Origin of the sequence: Sphingomonas mangrovi, from assembly GCF_047975845.1 — a bacterium.
In the GTDB taxonomy this organism is placed as follows: domain Bacteria; phylum Pseudomonadota; class Alphaproteobacteria; order Sphingomonadales; family Sphingomonadaceae; genus Sphingomonas.
The window spans coordinates 115,520-132,068 of sequence record NZ_JBIUCZ010000005.1; the positions used below are offsets into that span (position 1 = coordinate 115,520).

Here is a 16,549-nt window from a genome sequence, read left to right on the forward strand (position 1 = left end):
GGAGGTGGAGTAGCCGATGCGACTTGCCACGATCGAGCGCGGGGACCGGGGGCAGCAGGTGCAGCTGCTGCAACATCTGCTCAACACGACGGCGAAGCCGCGGCCGCCGCTGGAGATGGACGGCACGTTCGGCGCGATGACCGAGCGCGCGGTGCGGACCTACCAGGCCGGGCGCCGGCTGGAGGTGGACGGAGTCGTCGGGCCGCAGACGTGGAAGAGCCTCGGCATCGGCGGTTCGGCGCTGCCGCCCGCGCCCGCGACCGGCGGGCAGCCGACCCGCGCGGTGCCGATCCCCTCGGTCCGGCAATTGCCGCTGGGCGGTGCCGCGCCGGCCGTCACCAGCACGCCGACGCGGTCGGTGCCGATCCCCTCCGTCCGCCTGCTGCCGATCGGCGGTGCCCGGCCGGCGGCGACGCAGGTGCCGGCGAGCCCCGCGCCGCGGCCCGCGCGCGGCGGGTCGCTCGAGCGGCCCGGCACCGCGATCTCGGTGCCGTGGATGCGCGTGGCGAACGCCGAGAAGTTCGTGGCCGAAGTCGCCGGAGCGGGGAACAACCGGCGCATCATGGAATATCACGCCACCACGACGCTCGGCAGCCAGCCGGATTCGGTGCCGTGGTGCTCCTCCTTCGTGAACTGGTGCCTCAAACAGGTCGGCATCCGCGGCACCAACAGCGCGGCGGCGGCCAGCTGGATCGACTGGGGCCAGCCGCTGGAAGAGCTGCGCTACGGCTGCATCGTCCAGATCCGCACCGCGCGGAGCGGACACGATCGCGCGACCGGATCGTCGAGCGGCAATCACGTCGCCTTCTTCGTGTCCAAGACCGCTACCCACATCACGCTGTTGGGCGGCAATCAGAGCAACCAGGTGAAAGAGTCGAACTTCCGGCTCAGCAGCTACGACATAAGGGCGATGCGATGGCCGACCGGTCGATGATCTTTGCGGCACTGGCGGCGTCTCTGCTGGTCGCGTGTGGTGCGCAGCCGAGCGATGGCGCAGGGTCGGCCACCGAGGACGCGGAGGTGGTGGCGGCACCGGCACCGGCACCGACGGCGACCGTCGCTGCGCCCCGGCCCATGTCGTCCCCGGCTCCGGCGGCGAACGAGAAGTTCGACGCCTATTGGCAGCGGTTCCGCGCGGCGGCGCTGGCGGGGGATGCGGCCGGCGTCGCCGCCGCGAGCGCGCCCGAGGTGACGTCGCACGGCATCCTGGACTCGGATCCGATCGCAACGCTCTCGCCGCAGGAGGTGCCGGCGATCGTCGCAGGGCTGCTCGCCAGCGAGGAGCCGATCGATCCGACGGGACGGACGCTGCGGCAGGTCCTGGGCGACGCGGCCGCGCCGCAGCGGGACGGCCAGCCCCTCGGCTTCCGGCGAGTCGGGCCGCTGACGTTCCAGCAGATCAAGGGTCGCTGGTACCTGACCGAGGTCTATCCGGAAGAGTAATCGGGCACTCGGTCGATTTGCCGGACGCCCCCGGACCGCCGGGCCGTGCTTTCGTCGCTAGTCTCGCGCTGTGCCGTTGCGGGACTTGGTCGCCTCGCTGCTCCCGAAGGCCTCGCGACGACCAATATTTCGACGACTTGGACGCTGTTGGTATTTGACCGGAGCGCCGTCGGAAGAATACACGACTGCGCAGGAGGATCGTCGCCGATCGGTAGACTTCGAACGGTGCGGCGCTGATTGTCCGGTGGTTTCGAAGGGGGCAGTGTTGCGACAGCGTATCGGGGCGGGCGCCGGAGTGATCGGCGCGGTCGTGGCGGGTCTGATGGCGGCACCCGCTGCCGCCCAGGGCGTGCAGTCCGGCTTGCCGACGCGTCAGGAAGTTACCCCGCCGACTCCGGACCAGCCGCGCGACACCACCGCTCAGGTCGATTCGCGCGGTGCCTTCGCGCAAGGCAACTGCGCGCTGGAAGCGTCGCCGTTGCGCGTGAACGTCAGCGAGGTGCGCTTCACCCGTCCAGGCGGCGCCGCGTTGCAACCGCAGATCGAACAGGCGCTCGCCGGTCTGACGCTGCCGACCGGGGACCAGCCGATCGCCGTGGTCTGTGCGGTGCGCGACCAGGCGAACGAGGCGCTGCGCCGCGGCGGCTGGGTCGCCTCGGTCCAGATCCCCGCGCAGGAGATCGCCGACGGCGTGCTCCGTCTGGAGGTGGTCACCGCGCGGATCGTCGACATCCGCGTGCGGGGCGATGCCGGCCGCTACGAGCCGCTGCTGCGGCGGCGCCTCGCGGCGATCCAGGCGATGGACCCGCTCAACGAGCGCGAGGCGGAACGGCTGCTGCTGCTGGCGGGCGACGTGCCGGGCCTCGACGTCGCACTGTCGCTGCGTCCCTCGGGCGGCGAGCAGGGGACCGTGATCGGCGAGCTCACCGTCAGCTCGCGCCGTTTCGCGGTCTATGCCAATGCGCAGAACTACAACTCGCGGCTGCTCGGGCGCGAGACGCTCTATGCGCGGGGCGAGATCTATGGGCTGAGCGGGCTCGCCGACATCACCTATCTGGGCGTGTCGGCGACCACCGACCTGCGCGAGCAGCGGATCGTCCAGGGCGGCCATATCTTCGAGATCGACGACAGCGGCACCAGCTTCGGCAGCCGCGCGAGCTACGCCTGGTCGCGGCCCGATCTGGGTGCGCTCGATCTGCGCACCAACACCTTCATCGGCGGCTTCGATCTCACCCGGCCGCTGATCCGCTCGGTGCGGCAGAACGCCCGCGCACGGCTGGGCTTCGACTTCGTCGACCAGACCACGCGGGTCGGCGGGGGCGACAATGCGGTGACGCTGACCCGCGACAAGCTGCGCGTCGCCTTCCTGGGCGTCGACGCCGACCGGCGGTTTGTCGACGCGAACGGCAACACCTGGCTGACCGTCGCCGCCACCGCCGAGCTGCGCAAGGGGCTGGGGATCCTCGACGCGAGCAAGCCGGGCCTGCAGAGCGGCGAGCTGACCTCGCGGCTGGAGGGCAACGCGCGGGCGCTGGTGTTCCGCGGGGTGGTGGACGCCACCGCCTATCTGGGGCCGGTGTTCAGCATCGCGGCGGTCGGGCAGACGCAATGGGCGAACGATCCGCTGCTCAACTACGAGGAGTTCGCGCTCGGCAGCCTCACCATCGGGCGCGGTTATGATCCCGGCTCGAACAGCGGCGATCGCGCGGCCGGCGCCCGGCTGGAGGCGCGCGCCGACCTGCCGGTGTTCTCGTCCGTCGGGACCCAGGTCTACGGCTTCTACGACGTGCTGCACCTGCGCAACCTCGACCGGTCGCGGCTGGAGGGGGCGCGCACCTTCGACAGCGCCGGGGGCGGGGTGCGGCTGTCGCTGCCCAACCGCCTGGTGCTCGACCTCACCTACGCCAAACCGCTCGATCGGGCCCTGCTGCTCGACGAGAAACGCCCGCCCGCGCGGGTGCTCGCCTCGCTGACCGTCCAGCTGCGCGATCGCGCACGATAGGAGCCGACCATGGCCGCTTCCGTTCCGTCCGTCTCCGGCTCCCGTCGCGTCCGCCGGCGCGTCCTCGCGCTCACCACCGCACTCGGCAGCCTGGCGCTGTTTCCGGCGCTGGCGCACGCGCAGGCGACGGGAGAGGTGAAGCTCCCGACGCAGGGCAAGGTCACGAGCGGCGTCGCCGAGATCACCACCCCGGGAGACGGGCAGCTCAACGTCAAGCTCAAAACCGGAAGCACTGTCATTGAGTGGAACGGGTTCAATATTCCCGAAGATTCGGCGGCGAAGTTCACTAACGGCACGAATGCGGCGAACGTAGCAGTCCTAAATAAAGATGTTTCGACCAATGTGTCGCAACTGCTCGGCAGGCTTGAAAGCGATAAGGGCGTGGCGGTTTGGGTGTATAACCCGAACGGGATCGTTGTCGGACAGGGCGCGGTACTCAACACAGGCTCGTTAGTGCTCACGACGCTGAAGCCGACCGACAACATACTGGACTCCGGTTCGGACGCTTCGTTCAACTTCAAGGCTGACGCCGGCAAAGGCGGATCATCGATCACCGTGGCGAACGGCGCGCAGATCACGCTGAAGGGCGGCAACCGCGGCCTGGTCATGGTAGCGCCCAAGATTGAGGCAGCCGGAACCTTCGACGCGGGCGACCAGGACTTGGCCTTCGTCACGGCGTCCGATGTCACGCTAACCTATAACCAAAACAGTCCGCTCTCGGTAACATTGAAGAGCGGAACGGAGGTCAAGGGGCGGAGCCAATACGTCAGCGGTACTGTCGCGGGGCGCAACGCCATCTTCGCGCTCGCCTCCAAGTCGGACATCACTGACTCGCTGCTGCAGGTCGATGGGAACGTGACGGCGACCGCAGGGTCGCGAGGCATCGTCCTGTCGGCGGGCAAGCCCGGCGCGGGCATCGATGGTGTAGAGGTTGCACGAAACGCGGCCGGGATCGACGGATCGGTCGCGCTGGCGGTCGGCGGCGCCCTGTCGACGAAGACGAACGGGAGCGTTCTTGCGTCCGCCAGCGGTGCTGCGACCTTCGGGGGAGACATCGTCAGTGCGCGAGCCGTCGGGATCGAAGCGCAAGCCGCGCTCGATGTCGCCGGCTCCGTGCGTGCTGCCGGCAACCTGACGTTCGCCGGTGCCGGGGTGACGCTGGGCGGCGCGAACGCCGTCGAACAAACCGCCGGCGGCAAGATCTCGGTGCGCTCAACGGACGGCAACATCACCGGCCGCGGCGCGCTGACGCTCCGGTCGGGAGCGGGCGGCAACGACAGCCTGATCCTGCGAACCGAGGGCGCGAAGGCAGGCGACATCCTGCTCGGAACCGAAAGCGCGCTGAACGCCGGGGGCCGCGATGGGCGGCTGACCCTCGAGTTGCGCGACGCAGCCAACGCCGTTTCGATCGGCGACGTCGCCGCGTCCACGCTGCGGTGGAAGGTCGGGAACGGCGGACCGAACGAGAAGCTGACGCTCACGTCCGGGGTGACGCTGGGCGACGTGAAGATCGACAACGGGTTGTCGATCGAGGCCGCATCGATCGCCACCGGCGCGGTCGATGCCGGTGGCGAGATCAACCTGAAGTCTGCCGCGGGTATTTCGACCGCCGCTTTGTTGGCGGGTGATGCGGTGACGCTGTCGGCGGTCGGAGACATCGCGGTAACCGGCGACATTCGGGCGGGAACCCGCTCCGACGTAACGATCGATGCCCCGGGCGCGATTACCCTTCGAGGCGTGCGCGCGGGCGAAGACATCGTGATCGGCGGCACCAAACCGGCGACGAGCGTCGCCGTGACCGGGGCGGTCGATGCCGGGGCCAACTACAAGATCAATGCCGATCGCGTGATCCTCGGCGGGAGCGGTGCCGTTCAGCAAGCGGCGGCCGGCGCGATCACGATCACGGCCGGAAGCGGCGGCATCACCGGCCTCTCCGGACTGACGCTGCTTTCCGACAGCAACGACAACGACAGGGGAAATCTCACCCTGGCGATCGACCCGGCGCGGGTTGCGGCGGCGGCGGGTGGCGGTGCGATCGATTTCGCAGCCGACACGAAGCTCTCCGGCGGTACCGATCGTTCGACCACTGTGGAGATCCGCTCGGCAGACGCCGCCGGTGCCGTCAGCCTGGGCGACGTAGAGGCACGCGCGCTTTCCGGCGCGGTAGGAAGTGACGAGTTCGCTGACGGCCTGACTCGCACCGGCGCGCTGCGTACGGGTGCGGTATCGCTGCGGGAAAACCTCATCTTGTCGGGAAGCGCCGTCGAGACGGGCGCGCTCTCTACGGAGGGCGCCGTTCGGCTGATCGCGAGCGAAGGCGGGATCACCACCGGCGCCATCACCGCGCTCGGCTCGGCGTCCGCGGAGGCGGCGGGCGCATTGACGGTCGGAAAGGTTTCGGCGCGCGAAGTGAAGCTGTCCGGAAGCACGGTCGCTGCCGGTGCACTCACCGCGACGAACGGCGGGGTCGGCGTCAGCGCGAGCACGGGCGACGTCACTGCCGCTGCGATTTCCGCGACCCGCAACGTCTCGGTAAAGGCGCCCGGGGCGATCACGCTCGGTGGCATTGCCGCCGGCGGCACGGCGAACGCGCAGGCGGGCGCGGCCCTGACCATCGGCGGCGACGTTTCCGCAAGCGCGATGACGCTGTCGGGCAGCACGATCGTCGCCGGTGCGCTCACCACCACGGACGAGGGTGTGATCGCGACGGCGACGGAGGGCTCGATCGTCACCAACGCCATCGCGTCGGCGCGCGAGGTCGCGCTGACCGCGCCGGGCTCGATCCTCACGGGCAGCATCACCGCGAGCGGCTCTGCCACGGCGGAGGCGGTGGGGGCGCTGACGGTCGGTACGGTTTCGGCGCGCGAAGTGAAGTTGTCGGGGGCCGCCGTCGACGCGGGCGCGCTCACCGCGACCAACGGCGGCGTCGGCGTGACGGCGAGCACCGGCGGCGTCACGACCGCCGCGATTTCCGCGACCCGGAACGTATCGGTGAAGGCGCCGGGCGCGATCACCCTGGGCGGCATCACCGCTGGCGGCACCGCGGCGGCACAGACGGACGCGGCGCTGACCATCGGTGGCCGGGTCTCCGGCACCGGCGTGACGCTGTCGGGCAGCACCGTTCAGGCGAAGGCGGTCGCCGCGACTGCCGGTGGCCTGCGGATCGGCGCTACCGAAGGCGGAATTACAACGGCGGCCCTCTCGGCCTCGCAGGGCATCTCGATCACCGCCCCGGGCGCCCTTAGTGTGGGTGCACTGACCGCAGGGGGCGCGATCGTTGCGGACGTCGGGGGAGCACTGACCGTCGGCGGCGACGTCGACGCGGGCGAACTGACGTTGCGCGGCAACGCAGTGGCGCTCGACGGGCAGAGCGTGCGCAGCGCGGGCAAGATCGACCTCCTCGCGCGCAGCGGCGGCATCGCCAGCCGCGGGGCGCTAGCGCTGACCTCGACCAGCGGCGACGAAGCCGACTTCATCCGGTTGCAGGCTGCGGGGCCGGAAGGGATCGTCCTGGCGGACGGCAGCACGATCACCGGCGGGGCGAACCGCGCGCTCGACGTGCGAATCTTCAACGGCGTTGCGGATGCACCGCTGGTGCTGGGCGACGTCACCGCACGATCGCTCGGCATGCTCGACCAGCTCGACGGTGGGCAGGGCGGTGCGTTCCGCTCGCAGGGCTCGCTGACGTTCGGACGGCTGAACCTGGTGCAGGGCTTCGCCGCCGAAAGCCTGGGCGGCGACGTCACGGTCGAGGCGATCGCGGTGACCGGCCAGGGCCAGGGCATCGATCTGCGGGCGAGCAACGGCACGCTGTCGATCCAGAACGACCTGTCGACCAGCGGCGCGATCACGCTGGCAAGCGGCACCGCGCTCAGCCTCGGCCGTGTGGAAAGCCGCGATGCGGCGGTGTCGCTGACCAGCGCGGGCGCGGTGAGCGCAGGAACGCTGCTCGGCAAGACCGGCGTGACCGCGACCGGCGCGACCCTGACCGTCGGCGATGCACAGGGCGGGGCGATCGATCTCACGGCGACCGCCGGCAATCTCTCGCTCGGTCGCGCGGACGGCAGCGCGGTGCGGCTGTCCGCAGCGGGCGGGGCGATCTCGACGACAGGCGAGGTGATCGCGCGTGCGGGCGCCGTCGATTTTGCCGCCGCGGGCGACATCACCGCAGCCGGTCGCATCGACGCGCAGAGCGGCGGCGTCCGTCTGCAGAGCACCGGCGGCACGGTTGCCGCGACCGGCGGCATCGGCGCGACCGGCGACGTCACGCTGGCCGGGTCCGCGCTCACGCTGAGGGGCGCGCAGCGAGCGGGGGGCAGCTACACCGCGACGGCGAGCGCGGGCGGGATCGCCAACGGCGGCGGCTTGTCGATCCGGGCGGGCGCGAACGGCGCCGACGGCGCGACGCTGACGCTGTCGGCTACCGGCGGTGCCATCGCGCTCGACGGCGCCGTGCTCGATGCCGGGACGCTCGGTGCGGTCGGCCTGAGCACCGATGGCGGCGGTATCGCCGTCGGCAACGTGACGACTGCGAGCCTCACCGCGACCGGCGCCACTGCGGCAGGATCGGCGATCCGCACCGGCAATCTCACCCTCGGCGGGCCGCTGACGCTGCAGGCTGCGGGCGACGTCATCACCGGCCGGATCGACGCGGCCGGTGCGGCGACCATCGCGAGCGATGCCGGCAATACGACGGTCGGCGACGTCACCACCGACGGCGCGGTGGCGCTGTCCGGCGGCAGCGTCCGCTTCGGCGCACTCCGAGCAGCGAGCCTGACCGCGACGGCGGCCACCGGCGCGCTGACCGGCGGCGACGTGACCACCGGCGGGGCGGTTGCGATCGACGCCGGCGCGGGCAGCGTGACGCTGGGCGAAGTGACGACCACCCAAGGTGCCGTCTCGCTCCTCGCCGGCGCCGGGCTGACGGCGGCGCGCGTCGCGGCGGGCGGAACGGCGACACTGACCTCCACGGGAGCAGGCTTCAACACCAGCGTCGCCAACGGGGTCAGCTCGGGCGGGTCGCTCACGATCGGCTCGGGCGGGGATATCGTCACGCCGTCGCTGGAAAGCGGGGGCGACCTGACCATCCTCGCGCCCAACGGCGCGCTTCGGTCCGAGGGCGGAAACGGCGTCGATCTCGTGTGGCGGACGGGCAGCGCCTTCACGCTGGCGGTCGGTACCGATGCGCAGTTGGGCGATGTGATCGGCGGAGGCGACATTTCGATTTCCGCCCGTTCGCTGAGCGCGCGGAATGTGAACGGCGGCACCAATGCGGTGACCCTGCGTGCAACCGGCGGCGACCTGACCATTTCCGGTTCGGTCACCGGCGGCGCCGTCACGCTCGATTCGGTCGGCGCGACGCGGCTGGGTACCGTCGACGCGTCGGGCGCGCTGGTGCTGGGCGGCGGCCAGCGGCTGTCGTTCACCGACGTCTCCGGCGCGACCATCAAGGCCAGCGGCGGGTTCATCACCGGCAACTCGGTGCGCTCGTTGGGAACCGCGGCGCTTGCCGGAGACGGCGTCTTGATCGGCACGATCGGTGCGGCCGGTGCGTTGAGCGTGGATTCCGGGGCGGGCGACCTGTCGCTCGGCACGGTCGGTGGCGGCAGTACGGTGACGCTCGGTACTGCCGGCTCGGCGACGCTGGGGTCGGTCACCGCCGCACAGGCGCTGACGCTGAACGCGGGTACGCTCTCCTTCGGCGAACTCGCCGGCAATACGGTCGGCGTGACCGCAGGATCGATCGACGGCGGCACGCTGCGCGCGACCGATGCCGCGACGGTGGTCGGTACAGGCGTCGCGATCGACGCGGTCGATGCGGGCGGAACGCTCGCGATCAATGCGGGGACGGGTGCGCTGTCGCTCGGAACGGCCACGAGCCGGGGCGTGACGCTCTCGGGCGGCAGCGCAGCGCTGGCCTCGGTCAGCGCCACCGAAACGCTCAAGCTGACCATCGCGCAGGATCTGTCGTTCGGGGAGCTGAGCGGCGGATCGGTCGAGGCCTCTGCAGGTGCGGTCGAAGGCGATACGCTGCGTGCGACCGGTGCCGCGACCGTGCGCGGCACGGGGATTGCGATCGACACGACCGAGGTCGGCGGTGCGCTCTCGCTCGACGCTGGCGTCGGTGCGCTGACGCTCGGGACGGCCACGGGCAAGAGCGTGACTCTGTCGGGCGGCAGCGCGACGCTGGGCACGATAGCGGCCACCGAAGCCCTCAAGCTGACGATCGGTGAGGATCTGTCGTTCGGGGAGCTGAGCGGCGGATCGGTCGAGGCGTCGGCGGGTGCGATCGATGGCGATACGCTGCGTTCGACCGGCACCTCCACCGTACGCGGCACGAGGATTGCGATCGACACGACAGAGGTCGGCGGTGTGCTCTCGCTCGACGCTGGCGTCGGTGCGCTGACGCTTGGGACGGCCATGGGTAAGAGCGTGACTTTGGCGGGCGGCAGCGCAACGCTGGGCACCGTAGCCGCCACGGAAGGGCTCAAGCTGACGGTTGGGGAGGACCTGTCGTTTGGCGAATTGAGCGGCGAATCGGTCGAGGCGTCGGCCGGTGCGATCTATGGCGACACGCTGCAGTCGACCGGTGCCGCGTCCGTGCGCGGAACGGGGATCGCGATCGGCACGGCGGATGTCGGTGGTGCGCTCGCGATCGATGCCGGCGCTGGGAGTCTGACGCTCGGAAGCGTCGATGGGCGCGGCGACGTCGGTCTGACGGCGGGCGGCGGGGCGACGTTGGGACGCGTGGCTGCAGCCCAGGCGCTGATCGTGGCGATCGGCGGCGATCTGTCCTTCACCGAACTCGCGGGCGGTTCCATCGGCGGCTCCGCGGGCGCGGTGCGTGGCGCGGCGCTCCGAGCGACCGGTGCCGTCGACCTGCGTGGCGGGACCATCGAGCTGACCTCCGCCGACGCAGGTGGGGCGCTGGCGCTGACGGCGACCGACGGCGGGCTCGTGCTCGGCAGCGCTTCGGCCGGCGGCGACGTCGCGGTCGGAGCCAGCGATCTGCTTCGCGTCGATGGCGCGGTGACGGCCGGCGGCGATTATCGCGTGACCGGCGGCAGCGTCCAACTGGGCGGCGCAGGCGTCACCCAGCGCGCCGGCGGCGCCGTCACGGTGACCGCGACGAGCGGCGACATTCGCGGCGGCAGCGGGCTGACGCTGGTCAGCGGTGCCGGCGGCGCGGGCGGGGCGATGGTCCTCGACGCTGCCGGCGGCATCGAACTCGGCGACACGGTGCTGCAGGCGCAGCCGGGCAGCGGTGCGGCGCTGGGGCTTCGTGCCGGCAGCGGCCGGGCGATCCGGCTCGGCAGCGTCGAAGCGGGGTCGATCGGCGGCTTCGACGGCACGAACGCGCTCGACCGGCTGGTCCACGACGGCAACTTCGAAACCGGCGACCTCCGCGTCGGTCGGATGGCAGTGACGCTCGGCGCGGGCGACTTGCGGACCGGCCGCATCGACAGCAGCGGCGCGCTGGCGATCGAAGCAGCCGCAGGCGCGGTGACGACCGGCGATCTCAACGCCGCAAGCCTCGACCTGCGCAGCGGCAACGGCCTCGCGATCGGCACGGCCAAGGTGGTCGGTGCCGCGGCGCTGCGCGGCGGCGCGATCATCGCGGCCGGCGTCGAGGCCGGGACGCTGACGGTCGAGACGCCCGGCAGCCTGTCGGGCATTGATGGCGGTCGCGTGTCGCTGCGCACGACCGCGGGCGACCTGTCGGTCGATGCGGGAAGCGCGCGACTCGATCGTGTGGAGTCGGCAGGGGCGATCGGGCTGCGCGGCGGGCGGATCGACGTCGCCGGACCGATCGCGGCCGCGCGCCAGCTGCTCGTCGAGGCGCGCGAGGCGCTGGCGATCGGCGACGCGAGCGCGGGCGGCGACCTGACGCTCGGGTCGGCGGGCGAGCTGTCCGCCGGTGCGCTCGGCACCAAGGGCACGCTCAAGGCCGATGGCGCGACGATGACCATCGGCAGCGCACGCGCCGACGGCGGGCTTGCGCTCACCAGCGGGGGTGCGCTGTCGCTGGGCAGCGGAACCGCGAACGGCATCGCCATCGACGCGGCGGGGCTGGCGACCGTCGGTGCGCTCAGCGGCGGGTCGTCGATCGACCTGGTCGCGGGCGATGCCGAGCTTACCGGCGACGTCCGCGCGAGCACCGTGCGGTTTGCGACGCGCGACCCGGCGAGGACGGCGCTGCGCATCGGCGACGGTACGGAAAGCGATGGCTTCCATCTCTCCAACGCCGAAGTCGCGCGGGTGGGGGCCGACACGCTCCGCTTCGATGCCGCGACCGGGAAGCTCGAAGTCGGCGGGCTGTCGTTGGCCGCCGCTGCGGGGCGCACGATCGAGATGCTCTCGACCGGCGACGTGGAGGTCACGGGCGTGGTGTCCTCCACCGGCACCGGGCGCTCGATCCGGATCGGCGGCGACGCCGGAGCGGGCAACGCAGGCACCATCCACGTCATTGCGACCAGCGACGCGGGTGGGCGGCTGCTGGTTGACGGTGCGGATCTGGAGCTGCGCGGCGATCGCATCGCGGTCGGGTTGGAGCCCAACTTCATCGGTACGCTGCTGCCGGGCGATGCCGGCCGCGACCAGGCGGCGGCGCTGATCGGCAACCCGAACTCGGTGCTCTACAATCCGCAATTGGGCGGCGGCTTCTTCGATCCGTCGGCGACCACCACGGTCGCCGCACGCTCGCTCACCGTCCGCTTCGGCGACTATGCGCTGTTCCAGAACACCGCCATCGCTGGCGAGACCTCGGGCATGGTGCTCGGTGGCGCGGACGTGCCGATCGCGCCGGCGCTGCGGGTGTCGAGCTATGGCACGCCGGGCCTCGGCAGCGTGGCGGTGTTCGGGCGGATCAACGGCATCGCTGGCGCCTCTGCGGCGCTGATCGGTCGGCCGGTGATCGACATCGATCCAGGCTTGCTGGGGAGCAGCCGAATCAACGGCTGCCTCGCCGGATCGGGCGCCGGCTGCCTGACGACCATCGTCATCCAGCCGACGCTCCAGGTGTTCGAATGGGACAGCCAGGCGGTGTTCGGCATCTCGCAGGACGTCGCCGTGCCGTTCACGCCGATCGTCGGCGGCAACAACGAGGAACTGCTCACCGGCCTCCCGGCGCTCGCGCCCGAGGCGCCGGAGACTTCCCGCCAACCCTCCGCAGCGCGGGAGCCGCAGCAGTGATCCGTTTCCACCGTGCCGTCCTGCTCGCCGGCGTCGCGGCCGCGCTCGGCGGATGCGGCGCGACTCCACCGCCGACCCGGCTCGACAGCTTCAGCCTGGGTCGCAACGGCGCCGGCGAGCCGTGCGTCGCCGCGCGCAACTGGAACGATCCCGCCGCGCCCGACGCCTTCGCGCGCGCCTATGCGATCACCTGCTCCAACGCCGCCGCCGCACGGCCGCTTGGCAGCGTGCGCGCGGTCGAACCGAGCGAAGCGGCGCTGGAAGCGGTCGATGCCCAGTTCGACTGTGGCGAGAGGCGGGCGATCACGGTCGCAGGCCAGCCGGCGACGGCGGGCCACTGCCTCGACAAGGTGACGGGGCTGCCCTCGATCCGCATCGATCTGTTGCACGACAGGAAGCGCTACGTCGCCTCGGGCGCGCCGGCGCTGCTGCCGCAGATCGAGGAGGCGCTGACCGTCGCGTCCGGTATCCGGCGGCCGAGCGTCGACACCACGCGCACGCTCACCGCGAGCGTCGATCTGGCCGAGCTCGGCGAGGCCGCACCCGGTACGCCCGCGTCGGAAGAGGCGACGCCGTCGAACACCGCCGGCGCGCTCGCGCAGGGGATCGGCTTCAACCACAAGGGGCTGCACGTCGAGGCATCGCGCGTGCTCAACGACGCGCTCAGCCGCCTGCGTCCCGATACGCCTCCGGCGACGCGTGCCGAACTGCTGCTCGAAGCCGGGCTCGCCGATTCGAACATCCGCTTCCCGGAGACGGCACAGGCGCACTTCGCCGCCGCCGACGCGATCTTCCGTGCCGACCCGCAGGCGCGAACGGTGTTCCTGATGCGCAAGCGCGATACCTATCGCGCGCTCGATGCGCTCAACCGCGGCGCCTTCCAGGAGACGCTGGCAGACCTCGACCGCGCCGGTGCGGCGCCGGTCGCCGACCAGCCGCTCAACGACGCCGCGACGCTCGCCGCCATCAATCAGACGCCGAGCGGCAGCGCCCCGAACGCCGTCGCGGTGGCGGACGCCGGGCAGCTCTCGCAGCTCGTGCTCGACGCCCAGACCCGCTACGCGCGCAGCGTGGCGCTGCTGGCGCTCAACGACGTTCCCCGCGCCATCACCGAGATCGAAGCCGCCGCGGCGCTTTACCGCCCGCTGTCCAACGAACGGATCGAGCAGGGCCAGCTCGCCTGGCTCGGCGCACGCATCGCGCGCCAGCAGGGGCGGTTGCAGGCGCGGAGCGGGCTGTACGACGCGGCGCTCGACAGCTTCGACCGTGCGGTGGACCTGCTGCGGCGCGGCTCGGTCGCGAATGGCGGCACTGGCGGCGAGCCGGCGGTGGCCGAAGCCGAACTGGAACGCGCGGCGATCTATGCGCGCACCGGCGTGTCGCGCAAGGACGCGCGCGAGGCGTTCGGCGCCGCAGTCGACACGCTGATCGCATCGGGGGCGACCACCGCGGGCGGGTCGATCGCGATGGAGGACTATCTCGACCTGCTGGTGCGCGAGGCGGCGTCGTCGCCGCGCGACGACACCTACGAGCGCTTCTTCCGCGCGGTGCAGGCGACCGGCGAGCCGGCGGTGGCGCGACAGATCACCGAACTGCGCAACGTCGTCACCGCAGATCCGATGGTCGCGGCGGCGGTGCGGGAGCGGGCCGATCTGGAGCGCGAGCTCACCCGGCTGCGCTACGCCATCGCCGGTCAGGCGGAGGAAGACTCGACCACCTCCGTCGCCGAATACGAGCGGGCGCGCCGCGCCGCGGAGGAGCGGCTGCTGCAGGTCGACGCGCAACTGGCGGCGAACCCGCGCTACCGCACCGTCGACGAGAGCCCGGCGACGCTTGCCGAGCTGCGCGCGGCGCTCCGTCCGGGCGAGAGCTTCGTCAAGCTGACCACGCTCAACCGCCGCGTCTACGGCATGGTCGTCACTGCCGACCGCACCTACCTCTATCACGTCGCAGACAGCGACGCGGCCAAGCAGGTGGTGACGACGCTCGCCGAGCAGCTGCGCGGGTCGATCGACGGCGAACTCGCGAGCGGCAAGCTCGTGCCGTTCGACGAGGCGCGCGCCTATACGCTGTACCGGCTGATCGCGGGGCCGGCGGCGGACGTGCTCGCCGGGACCAAGGCGATCGTGATCGATCCGTCGGGACCGCTCCAGCAGCTGCCGATCGGCGTGCTCGTCACCCGCTATACGCCCGATCGGACGCGGGAAGATCCGTTCGACTTTTCGGACACCGCGTTCCTCGCGTCCAATGCGGCGATTTCGACCGCGCTGTCGCCGCGCTCCTTCCTGGTGGCGCGCGCGCTGCCGCCATCGCGCGCGCGGCGCAACTTCCTGGGCTTCGGCGAGCATCAGCTGCCCGCGGTCGCGGCGTTCACCGGCACGGTGCGGGTCGGCTTCGGCTGCACCGTGGCGGCAGACGAGCTCAACGCGGTCGCGCGGACGCTCAAGCCGATCAACGCGAACGAGCTGCGCATCGCCGCCGACGCGCTGGGGGACCGCAATGCGGAGCTGGTGACCGGCGGGCCGTTCAGCGACACCGCGGTCGAGGCGCGTCAGGATCTCGACCAATTCGAGGTGGTGCACTTCGCCACCCACGGGCTGGAAGAGGGCATGTGGGGGTGCGCCAAGTCGCCGCCGGCGCTGGTGACCTCGTTCGGCGCCGCGGGGTCGGACGGGCTGCTCGACTTCTCCGAGATCGCGAAGCTGCGGTTCGACGCGAACCTCGTGGTGCTTTCGGCCTGCGATACTGCGGCGGGCGTGCGCGGCGAGGCGCTGGCACGCAGCGCGGGACAGGAGCAGGCCGGCTCGACACTCGAGGGTCTGGTGCGCGCCTTCCTCACCGCCAATGCGCGCTCGGTGCTCGCCACTTACTGGCAGGTCTCCGCCGAGCAGGAGAGCGACGAGTTCATGCGCAGCTTCTACGCCGCCGCGCGCACCGCCACGATCGGCGATGCGCTGCGCGAGGCGCAGAAATCGCTGATCGCTCAGCCGCAATATTCGCATCCCTTCTACTGGGCGCCCTATTTCCTGGTGGGGGACAGCGCCAAGCCGATGCTGACCCGGGGCGGGGGGCAGGTCGCCCAGCGTTGATGGCGCAGGCGCGATCGATCGGGCTGGCGCTGCTCGCGCTCGCGGCGGCGTGGCTGTGGCTGCTGCTTGGTGTGCCGGTCGCGAGCGGGCTCGCGGCGGCGCAGGGGCCGGTCGCTGGCGAGCTCGTCTTCACCCTGGTGGTGTTCGGCGGGCTGCTCGCGCTGGCGATCGGGATCGGCGCGCTGGGTGGCGTCCGCATCTTCCGTTCGGGGGATCGTACGGGCAAAGCGCTGTTCGGCGGCATCGTGCTCGGATCGGCGGGGCTGTCGCTCGCGATCGGCTACTGCGCGCTGGCGGGGACGGCCCAATGGCGCGCGACGGCCGTTTCGGGCCCGGCGCTGGCGATCGGCGTGGCGACGGTCGCGGTGCAGGTGCTGGCGGAGGAGGCGATGTTCCGCGGCGTCGTCCAGCCGCTGCTGGTGCGCGCGATCGGCCGCGCGGGCGGTCTGCTCCTCGCCGCGGCGGCGTTCGCGGGACTGCACGCCGTCCACGGTTCGGGTGGCGGCTGGCCGACGCTCGTCAACATGCTGCTCGGCGGCGTGCTGTTCGGCTGCCTGGCGCTGCGCGAAGGCGGCATCGCCAGCGCGACGGGGGCCCATTTCGGCTGGAATGCGGCCGAGCAGCTCGCGTTCGGCGCCCAGCCCACTCCCGGCGTGGGCGCCTTCGGATCGGTGTTCGACGTCGAGCTGGTGGGCGCGAGCGGCTGGGGCGGATCGGACGCGGGGCTCAACGCCAGCTGGGCGATGACGCTCGCGCTGCTGGCGCTGCTCGCGTTCGTGCTGGTTCGGATGCGGGCGCCGCGCCTAAGCGGCTGAGGCGTACC

Annotated in this window: 6 protein-coding genes; all 6 read left to right on the forward strand. The window is 71.7% G+C overall.

Annotated elements, in window-relative coordinates; genetic code table 11:
• Positions 1-16: 16 nt before the first annotated feature.
• The 6 genes from ACBY01_RS04615 (at position 17) to ACBY01_RS04640 (ending at position 16,541) form a co-directional block, all read left to right on the forward strand.
• A complete protein-coding gene (locus tag ACBY01_RS04615) occupies positions 17-934 on the forward strand; it encodes an NlpC/P60 family protein (protein WP_416459596.1) in 918 nt (305 codons plus the stop codon).
• The gene (locus ACBY01_RS04620) at positions 916-1,443 is read left to right on the forward strand and encodes a hypothetical protein (RefSeq protein WP_416459597.1); all 528 of its coding nucleotides are present in this window, start codon (positions 916-918) and stop codon (positions 1,441-1,443) included. Before ACBY01_RS04615 ends, ACBY01_RS04620 begins: the two co-directional genes overlap by 19 nt.
• Positions 1,444-1,708: 265 nt before the next feature.
• Positions 1,709-3,445 carry a ShlB/FhaC/HecB family hemolysin secretion/activation protein gene (locus ACBY01_RS04625; RefSeq protein WP_416459598.1) on the forward strand — a complete coding sequence of 579 codons (1,737 nt, stop codon included), beginning with the start codon at positions 1,709-1,711 and terminating at the stop codon, positions 3,443-3,445.
• Between the two features lie 9 nt (positions 3,446-3,454).
• Positions 3,455-12,637, forward strand: a complete 9,183-nt coding sequence (locus ACBY01_RS04630; RefSeq protein ID WP_416459599.1) for a two-partner secretion domain-containing protein — start codon at positions 3,455-3,457, stop codon at positions 12,635-12,637.
• Complete coding sequence (locus tag ACBY01_RS04635; RefSeq protein WP_416459600.1) at positions 12,634-15,726, forward strand: CHAT domain-containing protein; 3,093 nt, start codon at positions 12,634-12,636, stop codon at positions 15,724-15,726. Before ACBY01_RS04630 ends, ACBY01_RS04635 begins: the two co-directional genes overlap by 4 nt.
• On the forward strand, positions 15,726-16,541 hold the full coding sequence (locus ACBY01_RS04640; RefSeq protein ID WP_416459601.1) for a CPBP family intramembrane glutamic endopeptidase: 816 nt from the start codon (positions 15,726-15,728) through the stop codon (positions 16,539-16,541). Before ACBY01_RS04635 ends, ACBY01_RS04640 begins: the two co-directional genes overlap by 1 nt.
• Positions 16,542-16,549: the final 8 nt, after the last annotated feature.